This window comes from Bacteroides luti (assembly GCF_900128905.1).
GTDB lineage: Bacteria > Bacteroidota > Bacteroidia > Bacteroidales > Bacteroidaceae > Bacteroides > Bacteroides luti.
The window spans coordinates 55,003-74,793 of the sequence record NZ_FQTV01000012.1; the positions used below are offsets into that span (position 1 = coordinate 55,003).

At 37.5% G+C, this 19,791-nt stretch carries 11 protein-coding genes and 1 tRNA gene; 4 read left to right on the forward strand and 8 right to left on the reverse strand.

What is annotated here, in order from left to right:
• The first annotated feature begins 83 nt into the window (after nucleotides 1–83).
• The 3 genes from BUC21_RS11715 to BUC21_RS11725 all read left to right on the forward strand — a co-directional run bounded on the left by BUC21_RS11715 (nucleotide 84) and on the right by BUC21_RS11725 (nucleotide 4,389).
• Nucleotides 84–641, forward strand: a complete 558-nt coding sequence (locus BUC21_RS11715) for a DUF4738 domain-containing protein (protein ID WP_073402614.1) — start codon at nucleotides 84–86, stop codon at nucleotides 639–641.
• Nucleotides 642–1,145: 504 nt separating this feature from the next.
• Nucleotides 1,146–1,946 carry a polysaccharide biosynthesis/export family protein gene (locus BUC21_RS11720; protein WP_073402615.1) on the forward strand — a complete coding sequence of 267 codons (801 nt, stop codon included), beginning with the start codon at nucleotides 1,146–1,148 and terminating at the stop codon, nucleotides 1,944–1,946.
• 31 nt (nucleotides 1,947–1,977) lie between these two features.
• Entirely contained in the window at nucleotides 1,978–4,389 is a 2,412-nt protein-coding gene (locus BUC21_RS11725) for a GumC family protein (RefSeq protein WP_073402617.1), read from the forward strand.
• Between the two features lie 96 nt (nucleotides 4,390–4,485).
• Here the strand turns inward: BUC21_RS11725 and BUC21_RS11730 are convergent, their stop codons facing one another.
• From BUC21_RS11730 to pflB, 5 genes are all read right to left on the reverse strand, one after another.
• Nucleotides 4,486–5,694, reverse strand: a complete 1,209-nt coding sequence (locus BUC21_RS11730; protein ID WP_073402619.1) for an L-serine ammonia-lyase — start codon at nucleotides 5,692–5,694, stop codon at nucleotides 4,486–4,488.
• A 26-nt stretch (nucleotides 5,695–5,720) separates the two neighbouring features.
• Entirely contained in the window at nucleotides 5,721–6,755 is a 1,035-nt protein-coding gene (gene corA / locus BUC21_RS11735) for a magnesium/cobalt transporter CorA (protein WP_073402621.1), read from the reverse strand.
• Nucleotides 6,756–7,188: 433 nt separating this feature from the next.
• Nucleotides 7,189–9,678: an endonuclease MutS2 gene (locus BUC21_RS11740; RefSeq protein WP_073402623.1), complete on the reverse strand. Its 2,490-nt coding sequence runs from the start codon at nucleotides 9,676–9,678 to the stop codon at nucleotides 7,189–7,191.
• A gap of 64 nt (nucleotides 9,679–9,742) precedes the next feature.
• Nucleotides 9,743–10,468: a pyruvate formate-lyase-activating protein gene (pflA, locus tag BUC21_RS11745; protein ID WP_073402625.1), complete on the reverse strand. Its 726-nt coding sequence runs from the start codon at nucleotides 10,466–10,468 to the stop codon at nucleotides 9,743–9,745.
• A gap of 10 nt (nucleotides 10,469–10,478) precedes the next feature.
• Nucleotides 10,479–12,707: a formate C-acetyltransferase gene (pflB, locus tag BUC21_RS11750; RefSeq protein WP_073402627.1), complete on the reverse strand. Its 2,229-nt coding sequence runs from the start codon at nucleotides 12,705–12,707 to the stop codon at nucleotides 10,479–10,481.
• A gap of 233 nt (nucleotides 12,708–12,940) precedes the next feature.
• Here pflB and BUC21_RS11755 point away from each other — a divergent pair.
• Nucleotides 12,941–13,025: transfer RNA gene (locus BUC21_RS11755), tRNA-Ser, on the forward strand.
• A 229-nt stretch (nucleotides 13,026–13,254) separates the two neighbouring features.
• Here BUC21_RS11755 and brxL read toward each other — a convergent pair.
• Genes brxL through BUC21_RS11770 form a run of 3 tightly spaced genes read right to left on the reverse strand, consistent with a single transcriptional unit; the run spans nucleotide 13,255 to nucleotide 19,768 of the window.
• Nucleotides 13,255–15,282 carry a protease Lon-related BREX system protein BrxL gene (gene brxL, locus BUC21_RS11760; RefSeq protein ID WP_175550517.1) on the reverse strand — a complete coding sequence of 676 codons (2,028 nt, stop codon included), beginning with the start codon at nucleotides 15,280–15,282 and terminating at the stop codon, nucleotides 13,255–13,257.
• A 22-nt stretch (nucleotides 15,283–15,304) separates the two neighbouring features.
• Nucleotides 15,305–17,812, reverse strand: coding sequence for a BREX-1 system phosphatase PglZ type A (gene pglZ / locus BUC21_RS11765; RefSeq protein ID WP_083547685.1), 2,508 nt, complete (start codon nucleotides 17,810–17,812; stop codon nucleotides 15,305–15,307).
• Between the two features lie 48 nt (nucleotides 17,813–17,860).
• On the reverse strand, nucleotides 17,861–19,768 hold the full coding sequence (locus BUC21_RS11770) for an ATP-binding protein (protein ID WP_073402631.1): 1,908 nt from the start codon (nucleotides 19,766–19,768) through the stop codon (nucleotides 17,861–17,863).
• Nucleotides 19,769–19,791: the final 23 nt, after the last annotated feature.

Here is a 19,791-nt window from a genome sequence, read left to right on the forward strand (position 1 = left end):
TTCTGAAGAATAAAATTAGACAGTTTTTATTTGTATATTTCCTATCCTTTTTGTTCCTTTGTTGCTAGTAAAAGCATAAACAAATGAAAAAAATAATTCCCTATTTCCTTTTGCCGATTTTTATTTTATGTTTCTCGGCATGTAACAATAAAAGCAATAAGCAAGAAAAAAAGGAAACTATAGTGAAAGATAGCGTTGATTCTGCTGGAGTTCAACGAATGCAGGAGTCAAAAAGCGAACAAATCGTTAAATTAAAGGGCAAATCCTATCATATAGCGCTTCATCGTTTAGCATGTGATTCTCTTACTCGTGTGAAAACTGAAGCTGGAGATTGGTTCTTAGATAACAAAATATCCCTTCAAATAACGCTTGACAATGGAACAAAAGTTTTTAGCAGAACTTTTACGAAGAAAAGTTTTGCTTCAATAGTACCAGACGATTTCCTTTCTAAGTCAATTCTTGAAGGAATGGTCTTTGATAAAATTGTCGATAATAAATTTAGTTTTGCTGCCAGCGTTTGTTATCCTCAAACCGATCTTTATTTCCCAATGCAAATTACTATATCCTCTGATGGGTCTGTAAGCATGGCAAAAGAAGAACTTATGGAAGAAGCCTATTCTGATTCAGAGGATAAGGATTAAACGTCGTATAGCTGCTAAAAAAGTTTTTTCACCTACAAGCATTGAAGAATCTAAACTTGCTTCTTGTTCTTTTTTTATAAGTAAAGGAGAAGTTAAGGTTCTTCTCGGCAAGAGAGTGTAGCGTATATTTATATTATAGATAGAAGTCTTATCTCTTTCACTAAAATGCAGAAAATATCTTTTTATTATTATTTTAATCTTGTATTTTTATTGTTAAAGTGTTAGTAAACAATAGTGTACTTGTTGTTGAAAAACACATTCAATAGAAGATTGTTTTTTCATAACTTTCATTCATAAATTCATTTATTTGTATATTGTTTTTTAATTTGTATTTATGAATAAACATTTATTTTGTTAAACTGTTGTTATTTTATGGATTAAGATAATTTTTTATCTAAATAGTGAATATTTTGTTAAAATGACGAGATATGCCAGATATAATAATTATCTTTGCCTCCCGAATATAAAAATACTGAAAAAACTAGAAAAACTAGAATTATAACCATGAACCAAAGAAATTACATTTTTCTTTTATTGTTAGCTATAGTATGTTTTTCTTCATGCTCTTCTTATAAGAATGTACCTTATTTGAAAGAATCGGAAAAGTTTACTGCAGAGGATTATGCAAAAAGTGCAGTTCTTTATGATGCACGAATTATGCCGAAAGACTTGCTAACAATAACAGTTAGTACTATAACTAATCCAGAAGATGCTTATCCATTTAATCTAACAGTTCCGTCTCCAATTTCTGCAGCTAAGAATATTACAACTCAGCCTGCAATGCAAACATATTTGGTAGATAATGACGGTAAGGTTAATTTCCCGGTTCTTGGACTAATGAAGTTAGGTGGATTAACAAAGACTGAAGCTGAAAACTTACTTAAATCCAAACTTAAAGAATATCTAAAAGAAGATCCAATAGTTACTGTTCGCCTAACAAACTATAAAGTATCAGTAATTGGAGAAGTTAATCGTCCCAATACTTATACCGTAGAGAATGAAAAAATAAATATATTTGAGGCCCTGGCTTTAGCTGGTGATCTTACCGTGTATGGAAAAAGAGAGAATGTTAAGATTATCCGTGAGATGGAAGATGGACAGAAAAAAGTTGTAGTGCTTAGCTTGAATGATAAGAATATAATATTTTCCCCATATTTTTATCTGCAACAGAATGATGTTGTATATGTACAACCAAATAAAGCCAAAGCTCAAGGATCTGATATTGGCTCTATGACAAGCATTTTAATATCCACGACTTCAATACTAGTGTCATTAGCCGGATTGATAGTTACTATTCTTAAATAATGTATAATAAGCTAATAAATATAAAAGTTTTATGTCTGAAGAATTTAATAAAGTAGGTGACGAAAATCAATCTGAGGAAATTAATATTCAAGAGATCATTTTCAAATACCTATCGTATTGGAAATGGTTTGTTATTTCAATCATTGTTTGTTTAGCTATTGCTTTTCTTTACTTAAGATATGCAACTCCTGTTTATAATGTTTCTGCTGCTATTATTATCAAAGATGATAAGAAAGGAGGAAATGGTACTAGCGAACTTTCTGTTTTTGAAGGTATGGGATTATTAGGTGGTTCTAATAATGTTGATAATGAAATAGAAGTTTTAAAGTCAAAATCTACAATAAAGTCTGTTGTTAATGCTTTAGGGTTACATACATCTTATAGACTAAAAGGGGCTATTTCTTCTAGTGAACTTTACTTGAATAGTCCTTTAGAGGTAAGAATGGATCAACAAGCTTTAGATACACTGTCTTCTGGGATTGTTTTGAATCTAACAATTAATCCAGATAGAAGTATTCAGGTTAAGGGACTTGTTAACCAGGAAGAAATTAGCCAAACGTTATCTACTCTTCCTTCAATATTAAGAACATCTGTTGGAGACTTGACAATCTCTTATCGTCCTAATATTCCATCGGTTGTTAATAAAGAAATTGAAGTAACCATTAACAGACCAATAAGTGTCGCAAAAAGTTATTTGAGTAGACTTGCTATTGCCCCAACCTCTAAAACTACATCGGTTGTGAATCTTTCATTGTCTGAAACGAATCGTAAACGTGGGGAAGACTTTTTAACTAAACTAGTTGATGTGTATAACCTTGATGCAATGGCTGATAAAAATAAAGTTGCATTAAATACAAAACTGTTTATTGATGACCGTATTGCAATTATTGATAAAGAACTAGGATCAGCAGAGAAGAATGTTGAGCAGTATAAGCGTAGTCAGAAAATGACGGACTTGCAAACTGATGCTCAATTATCTTTGCAAACAAGTAGCGAATACGAGAAAAAATTGGTTGAAGCTGAAACCCAGTTAAATCTTGTGAACTATTTGCAAAAGCATATTTCAAACAGAGCAAACAGGTATTCATTGGTTCCTAGTAATGTTGGTCTTGAAGATCCTACATTAATTGCTACTATTAATGAGTATAATAAATCATTATTGGAACGCGAACGTTTATTGCGCACAGCTTCGGAAAATAATCCAACAGTTCTTGCTCTTAATGGAAAAATAGATGCTTTACGTGGTAATGTTACTGCAGCTATTGCAAGTGTACACAATGGATTGACTATAGCAAAAAATGATGTAAATCGACAAGCTAAATTATTTAATAATCAAATAGGGAACGCTCCAACTCAGGAACGTGTCTTTACTGAACTATCTCGTCAACAGCAAATTAAAGCCAGCTTGTTCGAAATGTTGCTTCAAAAGCGAGAAGAGAATAATCTATCTTTGGCTGCTACGGCAAATAACGCAAAGATGATTGATGAGCCACTTGCTTCTGGAACTCCTGTTTCTCCAAAAGGTTCTATAATTTATTTAGTTGCTTTTATTCTTGGAATTGTTATACCTATTGTAATTATTTACATCAGTGATTTATTCCAATACAGAATCCGTTCGCGTGCAGATATTGATAAACTGAGCAAGTTACCATTTTTGGCTGAAATACCGACTCATGAAGCTGAAACTAATGTTGCTGTTAGAGAGAATGATAATAGTTCTATTGCTGAAGCTTTCCGTGTGCTTCGTACTAATTTATTGTTCTTGTTGGGAGTCGACAAAAAAGTAATATTGTTTACTTCTACTATGGGAGGAGAAGGGAAGAGCTTTGTAAGTTTGAATGCAGCAATTAGTCTTGCTCTTTTAAATAAGAAAGTGCTGATTATAGGTTTGGATATTAGAAAGCCTCGTATGGCTGAATATCTTAATTTGAGTGCTAAAAAAGGTATCACAAACTATTTATCAGGATTTGAAGATGATTTAGATAGCTTGATTGTTCCATCGGGTATTAATCCAAATCTTTTTGCTTTGCCTGCAGGTCCGGTTCCGCCTAACCCTTCAGAACAATTAGTAAAAGATTCTTTGGATAAAGCTTTTGAGCATTTCCGTGAGAATTTTGATTATATTATAGTAGACTCTGCTCCAATTGGTCTTGTAACAGATACATTTATTCTTAATCGTGTAGTTGATGCTACTGCATACGTTTGCCGTGTGAACTGGACTAACAAGACTGCTCTTAAGTATTGTAATGATGTAATGGCACAAAAGAAGCTAAAGAATATGTCTTTAGTAGTCAATGGCATTGATATGGCGAGAAAAGGTTATGGATACGGTTATGGCTATGGTTACGGTTACGGCTATGGTTATGGCTATGGAGAGGATAATACTGGAAAGAAGAAGAAATCCAGACGTAATAAGTCAAAAGATGAAGATATTAATTCTTAATTAGATGACAATATTGGTTATTCATTGAATAATATAATAAAAAAAGAACGGGCACAGTAATTCCAATGTGCCCGTTCTTTTTTTTCTGTACAGTGTTTACATCTGCTTATAATCTTTAGCCAATCCTCCTTCTCCTGTTTCTTTATATAGAGAAGGTAAGTCGTGTCCAGTTTGTTTCATTACCTGAACCACTTTGTCGAATGATACCCGGTGAATACCGTCGGTATACGAAGAGAATAGATTTGCATCGAGTGCACGTGCTGCCGCATAAGCATTTCTTTCAATACAAGGAATCTGAACCAATCCACAGACTGGGTCGCATGTCATACCAAGGTGATGTTCCAGTCCCATTTCTGCTGCGTATTCTATTTGCGCCGGACTACCTCCAAATAACTGATTGGCTGCTGCCGAAGCCATTGCACATGCTACACCAACTTCTCCCTGACATCCAACTTCGGCCCCGGATATAGAAGCGTTTGTCTTAACAATGTTTCCTATTAAACCAGCGGTGGCTAGTGCTCGATGAATTCTTGCATCACTAAATTCCCGACTTTCCTGTAAATGATATAATACAGCCGGAACAACGCCGCATGATCCACATGTAGGTGCAGTAACAATTTGTCCTCCTGAGGCATTCTCTTCACTGACTGCCAAGGCATAAGCAAATACCAATCCGCGTGATCTTAAGGACTGTTTATATCCGCTGGAACGAATAAAATAAGTAGCAGCTTTTCTTCTCAGGTTTAAAGGACCAGGCAAAACACCTTCCTGTTCCAAGCCTCGTTTAATGCTAGCCTTCATTGTTGCCCATACTTCTGCCAGATAATCCCATATATCGCTATCTTCACATTCCTGAACATATTCCCAGTAGCTCTTTCCGCTGATTTGACACCAGTCTAGAATTTCCTGCATACTGTTCATACCATATATTTCTCTGTTATCCCCGCCAATCGGACCTTCTTCAGTAGACAGCGCACCTCCGCCAATACTATATACCGTCCAGTTTTCAAGTTCCGTTCCATCTTTATCGAATGCTTCGAAGGTCATTCCATTGGGATGGAAAGGTAGGAAAATTTTAGGTTGCCAGATGATATTTACAGAAGCATGCGGCTGGAGTACGCTGATAATGGCAGCGTCTGTAAAGTGACCTTTGCCTGTTGCTGCCAGACTACCGTAAAGAGTTACGTTGAATGACGTAGCTTCCGGATGGCGCGACAGAAACAGTTCGGCAGCTTTCTTTGGTCCCATAGTGTGACTGCTCGAAGGACCGCTACCTATTCTGTATAATTCCTTAATTGATTTCATTTAAATAAATTCTGTTGTGTTATATACTAATACCATTTTTTCTTTTTTAGGAACAGATAAGCAATGACGCCAACTACAAACATAACGATCCATGCAATAAGATAGCCATATTTCCAGTCGAGTTCCGGCATTATTTTAAAGTTCATTCCCCATACACCTACAAGAAAGGTCAATGGAATAAAGATAGTAGAAACAACTGTGAGTCGTTTCATTATATCATTCATTCGTAAATCGTTATTGGAAATATAAAGATCTACTAAAGAGGAGAGGGTTTCCCTGCAAATTTCTATTGTTTGAAGAACAAACTGCAGATGATCATTTACATCGCTGAAAAATATTCTGTTTGTTTTGTGAAGCAATTTGCTATCGCTTAGAATCAGTTTACTGAATTGGTCTTTTAATGGCAACACAGCTCGCTTTATTCGTAAATATTGCCTACGGCTTTCCTGAATCTTGATACCGATATCGCTGGCAGTAGTGATAGTAAGCATACGCGATTCCATTTCTTCGAGCGAATCTTCTACAGTAGATATTACGTTACGGTAGTTTGCCATTACATCATTTAGCAGAACACTTAAAAGATAGTCGCTTTCGCGGTTTCTTATTTTGAGTATGTTACCTTTTATTGCAGTTACTACATCATTAAAGAAAGAGTTTTCGTCCTCAAAGAACGAAAGAACAAAGTTTTTACCCTGAATGATGCAAACTTGTTGCTTTAGTAACTGATTGTTGTTCCCCAGATGAAATAGTTTAAGAACCAGAACCATGTGTGATTCATATTCTTCAATTTTCGTAGGATGATGAGGATTGAGAATATCCTGAATAATAAGAAAGTTTATTCCAAAATAATTCCCTATCTCACGAATAGTTTCAATATCCTGAAGTCCGTGAATTTGCAACCAGTTAATAGCATTATCCTTAATCTCACCTCTTATTTCGCTGAATTTATTTGCTGAAAATTCATGCATTTCTGTCTCGTTATAGGTGCAAAGATGCAAATGAGTGGGAGTATTACTCACCCCCATATAGGTTAATTTTTCGCTAAGCAGATTATTCTTCATACATTCTCACTTTTTTTGTGCAAACGACTAGAACAAATGTAATGATTAACTTCGAGAGAACAATAACTTTTCGACTTTGTTTGTATATTCTTTCTTTAAATATTCATGAATTGTTGTACAAAAGAATGCATTCTTCTGTACAAAACAATTAATTCTTTTGTACAGAAGAAAACAATCTTTTGTACAAGGGTTTAAAAAGGTATGGTGAATGATTTAAAAAAGGATGCGAATGGCTAAAATGAACAATAAGAGAAGTATGATTCTTTAAGGCAGAATGTAGATTCAGAATAATAAATGGAGCTATTCCAAGTTTTGGGATAGCTCCATTTATTAAGCTTTTTCTGATAGTTTTTATCTGAAGTTTTTTTCAAATATTCAAATCTTGAAGACGCAGTTTTACTTTCAGAGCAACCTCATGAGAAGTTGCTGCGATTTATGCAAGATCAACAACTGTAATTCCGGCTCCACCAAACTGTACATGTTCGTCCTGGAAATGGGCAACGCCATGTACTGTTTGCAGATATTGACGGATAAGCTGACGCAGAATACCGGTTCCTGTTCCGTGAAGAATGCGAACCCTGCTCATACCAACCAGAATTGCATCGTCAACGAAATAGGTTACGGCCTGCAAAGCCTCATCGCCACGCATACCGCGAACGTCGAGGTCTTGTTTGAAGTGCAGCTTCTTTTCGTACATTTCATCCTGAGTCTGAGAACTTACAAACGAACTTTTCTGCTCCTTCTTAGCAACCGGCTGACTATTTGTGCGTTCCAGCTTATCTAGCTTAACGGTAGTTTTTATCATTCCAAAGGCAACAATGGCATTTTTGCCGCTAATCTCCAGAAGTTCACCTACTGATGTCTGACCTTTCATCTTAACTAAGCAGCCCGGTTTAAGAGGTTCAACCTTCACTTCCTTAGGAATAACCTTTTCGGGAGTGCTCTTTTTCTCTTTTTTGCGGCTCTGCTTATCACGAAGTTTCTCCATTTTGCGAGCAATCTTTTCGTCATGCTCTTTAGAACCTATTTCATCAATTGATTCTTTAAAGTCGCTAAGTTCCTTGCGTGCCAGCCTGGTTCGCTCTTTTTCCGCCTGAGATTCCTTAATCAATCGGATGGTATTCTCAATCTTTGCGTTCGATTCGGTCAGCAATCGCTCAGCATCTTCCTTCGCTTTCTTAATAATTTCCTTGCGTGAACTGTTTAGCTCCTCAATTTCCTTCTGATAGCGGGCAATGGTTTCCTCCATCTGTTTTTCACGTTGGCGGATATTCTGACGTTTATTCTCCCAGTATCGTTTATCGCGTACAATGTCCTGAAGGTATTTATCCGCATTGATGTATTCACTTCCCACTATCTGAGAAGCATCTGCGATGACCTCTTCCGGAAGCCCAATCTTGCGTGCAATTTCCACAGCAAAAGAACTACCTGGATTACCAATCTGAAGTTGGAAAAGTGCCTGCATCATGTGTCGGTCGTAAAGCATGGCTCCATTTACCACCCCTTCATTGTCTTCGGCAAAATGCTTCAGATTCTGATAGTGAGTAGTAATTACTCCGAACGTCTCTTTTTCGTTGAAGCGTCTAAGCACAGCTTCGGCAATGGCACCACCAATTTGTGGTTCCGTACCGCCACCAAACTCATCAATAAGGATAAGACTTCGTTCGTTGCAACCCTTCATCATGTTTTTCATGTTGAGCAGATGCGAGCTGTATGTACTTAAATCGTCCTCAATAGATTGTTCGTCGCCAATATCAATAAACAGGTTGCTGAATATTCCGGCATGACTTCTTTCGTGAAGCGGAATAAGCATACCGCATTGCAGCATATATTGAAGTAAACCTACAGTTTTAAGGCATACGGATTTACCGCCTGCATTTGGCCCAGATATAATAAGTATGCGTTGTTTTTTGTTTAGTTCCAGCTCCAGTGGCACAACTTTTTTGCCGTGCTTGGCTAAAGATAGTTGTAACAACGGATGAACAGCATCGGTCCAGTCAATAAGTTGCTTGTCTTCTAAAGCTGGTTGGATGGCATTGATTTGTATGGAGAAATGAGCCTTGGCGCGTATAAAATCAATCTCGGCAAGGAACTCGTAACTTTGAAGAATTTCAGGAACAGAAGGGCGTAGCAATTTGGAGAATTCAACCAGGATTCTGATAATCTCTCGTCGTTCTTCACCTTCCAGCTCACGGATTCGGTTGTTTGCCTCCACAACTACGGCAGGTTCAATGAATACAGTCTTTCCACTGGCCGATTCATCGTGTACAATACCTTTGATTTTGCGCTTCATAGCCGGTGCAACTGGAATAACCAATCGTCCGTCGCGCATGGTTGGTGCTACATCCTTGTCCACATAACCTTCACTTTGTGCTGAGCGGAGAATAGCATTCAAGCTACGGGAAATACTCCCCATCGTATTACTTAATTCTCTTCGTATACGTGCCAGCTCCTGAGAAGCATTGTCTTTAATCTTCCCATATTTGTTCAGAATCTGGTCAATCTTGCCAATAAGTTGAGGAAACACAATAATGTCTCCGGCAAGAGTTCTCAAATGAGGGTAGGGGAATCCCTTTTCCTCCTCATCATCACGATTCAGAAATTTAACAATATCATTAATGGTTTCCAGTGAACGGCGAAGATCGAACACTTCCTGTTCGTCCAGGTAAGTGCCTTCAATTCGAATCTTCTTCAGTGAAGGTCGAACGTCAAAAAAGTATTGATCGGGGAATCCGTCCTCTTCCTGAATGATGCGGACAAACTCCGTTGTCTGGCATAATTGTTCTTCAATCTCGGCAAACTTATCGGAAAAGCACATGTTATCTACACGCTCTTTGCCAAGTGTGCTAAGACATTTTCCTTTCAGTAATTCGCGGATGGTGTCGAATCCTATCTTCTGTTCAAAGTTATGGGGATATATCATCTATGTTATCTTGAATAATTCTGCAACAAAAATACAACTATATCTTTGTTCCGGCAAGAAATATTCAATTTACATAGACTTCGGGGAAATAACGGGAGAATAGTTCCTGTGCATGCTCCAGTTGGGCTGGAGTGTTTTCTTTTACCTCTTCCAGCAGGTAAGGTTTCTTTAAAGCTTCATATTTATGCTTTCCCAATGTGTGATAAGGAAGTATTTCAATGCGCTTAATCATGGAATAAGATTTGAAGTGTTCGCACATGGCAATGATATCTTCCTCAAAATCGCTGTATCCTGGAACCAATACATAGCGAAGCCACATGGGTCTCTTTATTTCTTCCAGATAAGCAGCAGTGCTCAGAGTCTGAGCATTGCTGCGTTCTGTAAGTATCATGTGATGATCGGGATTGAATTCTTTTATATCCAAAAGAACCAGATCCGTTAGTGAAAGAAGTTCTTTCACATCGTCATTCATATTTCCTCCGTTAGAATCCAGGCAGATGTGAATTCCTTCCTCGCGCAATCTGCGAAACAAAGGAATCAGTTCCTTGGCCTGAAGAGTAGGTTCGCCTCCGCTAAAGGTAATGCCACCTTTCTTTCCGAAGAAAGCCTTCTGACTGAGAGCCATGCGCACAATCTCTTCAACCTCTGTTGGCTTGCCGCCTTTCAGAGTTATAGTATCGGGATTGGCACAGTACTTACAGCGAAAGTTGCATCCTTGCAGGAATACTACCAATCGCAGGCCGGGACCATCGAAGGTTCCCATTGATTCATATGAATGAACGTTGATCATCTTTTTATTATCACATCTTTGAGTGGAAACTTCTTGAAATAACTTCCAACTGATGTTCGCGGCTCAGGCTGACAAAGTTTACAGCATAACCTGATACACGAATTGTAAGCTGTGGATAGTTTTCAGGATGTTCCATTGCATCTTCCAGCATTTCGCGATTCAATACATTTACATTCAAGTGGTGAGCACCTTTGCTGAAGTAACCATCCATCATTGAAACAAGATTTTCAACACGATCTTCAGCTGTTACACCAAGAGATTTTGGTATGATAGAGAATGTATTACTTACACCATCCTGAGCATCATCGTAATTGATTTTAGCTACAGAAGTAAGAGAAGCAATAGCACCCTTCTGATCACGTCCGTGCATTGGGTTAGCTCCCGGAGCAAAAGCTACACCCTTTTTACGTCCGTCAGGAGTAGCACCGGTTTTCTTACCGTACATTACATTTGAAGTAATTGTAAGGATAGAAAGAGTAGGGCGTGCATTCTTGTAGATAGGAAGCTTGCTAAGTTCTTCACTGAAATAGTGAGTCAAGTCTACAGCAAGAGAGTCTACTTTGTCGTCATCATTACCGTAGCATGGGAATTCTCCGTCAATGTCAAATCCTTCAGTCAGGCCAAGTTCATTACGACGAGCAGTAACCTTTGCAAACTTAATTGCAGAAAGAGAGTCGGCAGCAATAGATAATCCGGCAGCACCGTAAGCAAGATTAATACGAGGATTAGTATCAATAAACGCCATCTGAGCTTTTTCGTAGTAATACTTATCGTGCATGTAGTGAATAATGTTCATCGCGTCATTATAAACACGAGCAACTTCTTTTAAAACAATCTTATAGTTAGCCATTACCTCATCAAAGTCGAGCACATCGCTCTTCAAAGCTGGAATGCCCTTAACCATTAATGTTCCGGTGTTTTCGCATCGTCCGCCGTTGATAGCAAGCAATAATGCTTTAGCAAGGTTGGTACGTGCACCGAAGAACTGAATTTGTCGACCTATATCCTGGAAAGAAACGCAACAAGCAATTCCGTAATCGTCACTGTGACGGATAGAACGCATTAAGTCATCGTTTTCATACTGGATAGAAGAAGTATCAATAGAAACTTTAGCACAGAAATCTTTGAAACCTTCAGGAAGTTCAGGCGACCAAAGAACCGTTAAGTTTGGTTCAGGAGAAGCACCTAAATTATATAGAGTTTGCAAGAAACGGAATGAAGTCTTAGTTACTTTATGACGGGCATCGTTAAAACGACCACCAAGAGATTCAGTTACCCATGTTGGGTCGCCGGCAAAGATATCATTGTAAGAACCCATTCTCAAGTGGCGAACCATACGTAACTTAATAACGAACTGGTCGATCAATTCCTGAGCAAAAGATTCATCAATTGTTCCCTGACTTAATTCGTAATCAATATAGATATCAAGGAAAGAAGAAACATTTCCAAGAGACATAGCAGCACCATCTTGTTCCTTAACAGCAGCAAGATAAGCCATGTATACCCATTGAACAGCTTCCTGAGCAGTATATGCAGGACGAGAAAGATCTAATCCGTAATATTCGCCCATCACTTTCATTTCGTTCAAAGCCTTGATCTGTTCCTTAACCTCTTCACGAGTTCTGATGCGTGCTTCAGTCATCGGACCGGTAAGATTATGAAGATCTTCATTTTTAGCTTCAATTAATCTGTCGAGACCATAAAGAGCCAATCGGCGGTAGTCACCAATTACACGACCGCGAGCATAATTATCAGGTAAACCAGTTAAGAAACCAAGAGAACGGAAAGAACGTATTTCTTCAGTATACACATCAAAAACACCTTCGTTGTGAGTTTTACGGTAATGAGTAAAGATATCTTTTACCTTTTCGTCTACTTCAAGACCATTTTCTTTGCATGATTTAGCAACAACGTTAATACCTCCGAAAGGTTTGATAGCTCTTTTTAGAAGTTCATCGGTTTGCAAGCCAACGATAAGTTCGTTTTCCTTATCAATATAACCAGCTTTATGTGAAGAAATTGTTGATACAGTTTTATTATCTATAGAGCGAACTCCGTTGTTTGCTCTTTCTTCTGCAATAGCAGCAAGACATAAATTCCAGATTTTTTTAGTACGTTCTGTAGCACCTGCGAGGAAGGAAGCATCTCCATCATAAGGAGTGATATTAGTAAGAACGAAATCTCTTACATTGATTTCTTTGCTCCAAACACCGTCTTTAAAGGTTTTATTCAATTCCATAGAAAAAGTTGTTTTTTGGTTGATTTGTCTTTTTAGAGCGTACAAAGTTACAACCTTTATTGTAATATCAGCTATAAAAGGAATTAAAAATATGTTATATAACACGTATTGTGAGCTTTGAATACATTTTTTGCTTGTTTATGATAAAATTTTAAGGAAAAGTATTGTAATTAATAATAATTCAATTACCTTTGCACCGCTTTTAAAGAAAAGCAGTCGTGAAATTAGTTATTGGAGAGATGGCAGAGTGGTCGATTGCGGCGGTCTTGAAAACCGTTGAACTGCGAGGTTCCTGGGGTTCGAATCCCTATCTCTCCGCTGAACTAGCCGGACAAAACTGGTCAAGTAAAGGTCAAAATCCTACAAATCATTGATTTGTAGGATTTTTTTGTGTCCTTTTGTCCTATGCTAAAGGACACGAAAAATAGGCTAAAAAATATATTCATTAACAATAGCTGAGACGTTACGCTTTGTTTTTATACCTGCAATTTCGTTTAACTTTTGATAATTAGTCATGTTTTTAGAATTTTATTTGATCATTTTAATGTCAACTCAACCCCATTGCTTTGAATGCAGCATCGATTGGGTCGGAATATATGAGAAGACTAAATTTAGAAATAAGGTCTGCTGGGACTTTGCTAAGTTGAGCCATGTCAGTGGCTGGGATTAGTACTTTTTTTGCTCCACTGTCGGCTGAAACCTGTAGGAATTCGGCTAAGTTGTCAGAACCTATGATTGAACCTCCGATACTCATTGAGCCAATAACGACCATTTGTGGCTGCAAAGGGCGTTCGGTGATTGAAGATGCGATTGATAATAAAATGGCTAATTCAAGCCCTTTTATGTTTCCAATGCCGTTTAAATCTGTTGCCTTTAAATGAAACTCAAAATCGCTATATTTAGTGCTTTGAGTAATTCTTATAAGGTTTGAGCGTACATAGTTCACGGCTTCTTTGATTTCTTCTTTTATGGCAGTACCTCCACCAAATCCAGTATCACTGATTTTACCGTTGCCCTGCATTTTTTGAATGTCTAATCGGAATAAACCTTTTTGACCTGCATCTGTATTTTGCCCAATGGCGTACACTGTACCTGCTGGAAGGTCTCCTTCGGGGATTATTGATTTGCCACCACTTTCGGGAACTCCAACAAAATGTTCTTCGTTATCTTCTAAATCAACGTAACTGAAATGAACATCGTAAAACTCCATGCCTCCTATTTTCTTCAACTGTTCTTTGATTCTTCTACGACCAACTAAAGCATATTCAAGACAAAGGCGAATATCGTTTTTGGTGTATTTACCATCAGGAAATAAAAGCTTCACTAAACCGCTTACAGTGCGTTTTACTGCAATGGTATCACGTTGGTTCAGGTCTTTTCCTAATCGGAAAAACTGATTGATAGCATCGGAGAAATTATGTTTACGCATTTCACGAAGGCACTCAGCATAATAATCTGAAATAAATCCATAGGAGTTAGTAAAATACTCAGGTCGCATTTTAGGTATTTCCCAACCGGGAAGATAATGGTGAAAGCGGTCGAAGAACGCTGAATCAATCATATCTTTTGGAAATGGATTTAGTAAATGACTTGTCTTTACTAAATTCTCTATAGAACCATTTATATTTCCTACAAAAACCATTGAAGCATCTGCATTGATACTTTCTTTGCCACGACTGAAAGAACCGTTTGCCATAAAGCCTTTCATTATCTGAATGCCGTCTTTTTCTTTCATGTTGATACCTGCCACTTCGTCGAAAGCAACAACATCCCATAAACCAACCAACCCAACAGAACGCCTTCCCATATTGTAAAAAAGATTGGCTACGGTTGTTTGACCACCAGAAATAAGAATGGAATAGGGAGAAATTTCGTCATACACATAGGATTTACCTGTACCACGTGGGCCAAGTTCACATATATTGTAGTTCTTTTCAACAAACGGAATCATTCTGGCTACTAAATGCCATTTTGTTTTTTCGTCTAAGTTTACCGGTTCCATTCCTACACTACGACAAATAACATCTATCCATTCATTCAGATTGAAATTTTGGCGGTGTGCAATGAAGTCTGAAATGTCCGTTCCGGGCATTTGGATTGGCTTTAGTTCAACTATTTTAAATGGAGAACCTTTTGAATTTTCTTCATACCAATACTCAATGGTGAGAATACACCAAATTCCACCTGCCAACAGTTTTTCGTATTTACGGATATAGCTGTCATCGATAATAATATTTCGAATGTCAATGTTTGACAACATCCCTTCATAACGGTCGGCTCGTTCATTGAGCTTAACCGAAACTTTATCTATGATTTTATAACGTCCTTTCTCTTTGATTTTGGCTTTTATCTTTTCAGATTCGTCAGGACGAACGTAATTTTCAGCCAGTATTTGTTTTACTTTCTGAACTCCTTCATTAATGGCTGTATTGTCATCGGTAGCGCAATACATACCCAAAAGATACTCCAATACATAAACAGGAACGTTAGCTCCTTCTTTAATGTGTTTGGTTAAATCTTTTCTAACTACTTTACCTGCGAAGGATTGATTAAGTTTTATATCGATTGTATCCATTATTTAGTGATTAGTGGATAGTTTAAAAATCAAACTCACTACTGAAAGCTATCATCATGCGGAATGTGTAGCTTTTGTAAAGTTTGTATTGGTTTGTTCCTTCTATTTGTTCTTCCATTTTCAGGTAAACGTCCTGACCGTTGTACTGAGAAGCCTGAGCATTTAGCAAGAAAGTCTGACGTTTTTCACGAGCTAACGCATCTGTTTCAAGACTATTGAAACTTAGCGTTATAATATCCGAGATTAGTTTATCACTACCCGTATAAAATGCTGTTCTAATTTGGCGCGGAAGAACTTTGCCTGCAATCGGTTGTTTTTGATAGAAACTAACTGCAAAGGTATTAGAGGTTATGTTTGACGAACCACTAATAATGTCAATATCCACTTGCTCAATATCGCTTTTACGAGCCTTGTTTATCTCAAGAACCGGTACAACTATTTCCTGTAGGCTTGAACCACCATGCACAAAGCGACTACCTGCGCCCGAAATTCTCATACGGTTGATTGATTTCGGGATTAGTACTTCCGTATCATCTTTCAAACCGACTTCAGAACCTATCCATTTTTTTACTGAATCATTTGTTTGCAGGTTTTTACCAATCACAAAACGACGACTGCTTTTATACACTTCACCCACCGGAAAGAAATCAGTGAAATCGGTTTCGTCCAAGCGATTTTGTTGATAGATATATCCATGATCGGAGGTAATAATTATATTGCTTCCGTTCATGTTGGCAATGTGCTTTATGAGTTTAAGGAAGTTATTGAATTCGTCTTCAGTTGCCTCGAAAACTTTGTTTTCGGAGGTTTTATCATCGCCTGTTTTGTCGATTATGTTGCTGTAAATGTATATTACATTGTAAGGCTTTATAAAATCACGTCCTTCAATTGAGCGCATTTTAAGGAACTCTTCTGTTGTAATAGCAATACTCCCAACATATTCTTTTTGCAGAATTTTAGTGCGATTGGGTGTGCCTTGTGAGCTTATGCCATCAGCAAAAACAGTACCTGTTTTGTCATTGTATGTCAATGCAGTGTGTGGTAGCAACGAAGCCATTCCTAACTGCGTGTAAGAGGGCAAACAACCCAAAATAGCATTTAGATTAGCAGTATATCTATCTTCTTGTAGAATAATTTCACGTAACTCTGCAGCTGATTCAAAACGGAATGCATCGGAAATGATTACAAAAATACGTTTCTCGCTTTTTGCATAAGGTGCTATCCAATGGGTGTAAAATTCACGTTGGCTATTTACCTTGTTTATTTTCCACGATTTCATTTTATCGATATGCTTTTGCCAATTGTCGCTTAACTTCAATAAGAATGAGTTGCCGTAGGCTTTTTCAATTTGAACGGTAAGTTCTTTAAGCAGGTCTAAATGTTCTGCCTGGTTGCTTTTTACAATGTATTTACGGTATAATCGGTCGATATTAAATAACTGATTGCTGTACTTTTGGAAGCCATCTTCCGGAGAAAGAACGGCCATGTCTGCTTTCCTTATTTCGTCTAGCAGTAAAGAAGCATAACTCAATGCCCAATATATTTGCTCATACTCTTTATAGAAGTATTTTACTTTTCGTATATCAATCCAATTCTGGATAGTAACATTGTTGAGGGTGTTATTAATAATGCCATCCCGTATGGAGATAATTATTTTTTTATCAATGATAGAAAAAGCATCGCATTCAATCAGCTGATCAATATCTGTTTTAATTATTATAGATTCGATATTGAGTTGCTTTTCCAATGTTTTGCTCCATTCAGAAAAGAGGGAGTTTGCTTTTGTATTCTCTTTCCAACGGTTTACGAACAGATAGGCATCCTTATTTAAAACAGGATTGCCACTGTTTATAGTCCGTTTCAGATTATCCTGAATAAGATTAATCAAGAAATCCTTTATTGTTGGTTTGTCGGATTTGTAGCTGTACTTTTTATCAATGGTTTGCCAAAGGAAATCGGTCAATTTAAATTTTTCAATAGCTTTGTATTTGTCCTGTTTTTCCTTCTGTATTTCTGTAAACAAAGCATATAAAACCTTTTCCCACTCGGGCTCGCAAGCGCATAAAGTGCAAATCATCTTTAAGCGAATGAGGCTTTCACGGTCGGTTTTCTCCAATACTGCTTTGAAGTCAGAAACTCGTTTTTGATTTGTGAAAAACTCTTCGTGTGATTGTATCAGGCCTTTGAATTCCTGAGGTAAATCCAACTCCTGAAGGAACAACGAAGAAGCTTCGGTATGGAATTCGTAATTGGATAGCAATAAATCCAATAACCAGTTTTCGTTTTCGGCTGGTTTTGCAGAAGCTTGATACAGCAGAAAACCTTGTTTTGGCTGTTCTATTAAAAGCTTGTGCTTGAGGGTGAATTCGTTGTTTGTGATTATAATTTTTTCAATGCCGGGTATTTGAATGTTCTCAAATAGTTCAGACATTTCGGCTTTATCATCGTACCAAAACACTATGCGGTGCTGTTGGAAAATCTTTTCCAGAGCAGCTTGAAGTTTGTTATTTATGGTGAAGAGTTCGGACATGTTCAATTGTGAATTTTAAATTATTAATTTCGAAGGTAAATCCTTTTTTTATTTTTTGACGATAGTTACATAAGCCTGATCGGGGTGATTTACCATGTCTTTGTAGAGATATTCAATTTGAGTATTTATCATAGGTTGAATATATTTCCGGAACGTATATTTGGGTGATCTACCAACAAGAGTACTAATTTCAATTAAACGATATGGCCTTCTGAGACAAAGATTCTGAATAAGATTCTGAATATCTGAAGGCTTAGATTTTACTTTCAATTTATCAATTTCATAAATTAAATCGGGAGTTAATTCACTGCGTAAAACTGTCAAATTAACTGGTGCACCTTCAACTGGAAGTAGTGCACTTTCAACTGGAGGTAGTGCACTTTCAACTGGAGGTAGTGCACTTTCAACTGAAGGTAGTGCACTTTCAGTTATAGGTAATGCACTATCATCATAAAAAGCTGAAGATAAAGCAATAAACTTATTACCAGGAATATAATAAGTAGCACGACCTTTTCCTTTTGCTTCCAATAATTCATCATCCCTCATTTTACGCAGGTCTAAACTTGATTTCAATACATCAACACCACATATTTGACGGAATGTTTGATTATCAATAGCTCCTGCCTCACGAACAAAAATTAATGCTTTCTTTTGGTTGTCATTTAATTGATATTCATCGAAGAGGTTCAACCAGTTCAGGTCAGCTTCGTTGAGGAAGTGGTGCAACAGCAATCTGACAACAAAATGATTTGATTCACGACTCGATTCAAATGTAGGTGGTGCTAAATGAGAACGCTCCATAAGCCTGCGCATAGATCGAATACCCGAACCTTTTGTTTCGGCAAGGTCTGTTTCGTGAAAAACTGCTGCAATAAACTGATTTCTTGTTTCGGACCCCGGCTCACCCAGCATTTCTTCGGGCTTTAATGAAAATCCGGGATTAATGATTTCTATTCTATTGTCATAACGGATAATTTGAGTAGGTCTGTTTTCGCGGTACGAACGGTGCATTAATGAATTTACAACTGCTTCGCGCAATACTTTATATGGTAAGCCAGATGTGCTGTTGGCCTGAATATCATTCTCGTTCAGTACAAAACCACGAGGTAAATCAGAATTTATAGCATCTACAGCACGATACGCCAATTGCAACAACGAACCCCGCATATCAATGGTATTGAAGCGATTATCGGGATCTTCTACCCAGCGTAGCCCGGGAACACGGATATAATCTACCCGCATCATGGGCATACAGCGTCGCAGAGCAGCTTTAGTTCCGAACAAAAGCAAGCCACAGATTGTCAATTTTGGTTCATTGCCACGGGTAATGCAGTTGAGCGAAAGCAATAACTCTTTATCCGAATACACTAATTCTTCAGCATCAGGCTTGGTATTGGCTCTTAAACGTCTATATAAATCAATAGCCGATTCATCGATATCGTTCCAGTCGGTATCATTGAGCACAGTAGCATCAAAAGATCCTTGTTGTGCATTATAAAACACTCGTAAATCATCTTCTGTACAGCTTTGGTCAGTAGAACCAATTCTACGGAAAGCCCCTTTAGGTAATCCCTTACGTTTAAAAAAAAGTGGTTTTTGTTCGGGTGATAATTCGTTAATGTATATTTTGATTACCACTTTGCCATTCACCATTTCTGTTTCTATAATAGGGCGAACAGGTATGTTAAAACTATCAGCACATTGAGACGCTATGTCTTTTTGAACTTTATCGGCATCTTTTACACCACAAATCGAATAATAGGGAAACAGTGAATTTTCGTCTTCTTCTACTCCCAACAAAATATAACCACCACCTAAACCGGGTTCGTTGGCATAAGAACAAACAGTCTCCATTACAGAAGTATCAATAGCACTTCCTTTTTTGGCTTCTATCCATGTACACTCGTCTTGTGTGTTGAGTAATTCAATTATTTCGGGAACGCTGTATTCGGTCATAATGGTTGATTTTTATTTCTGTT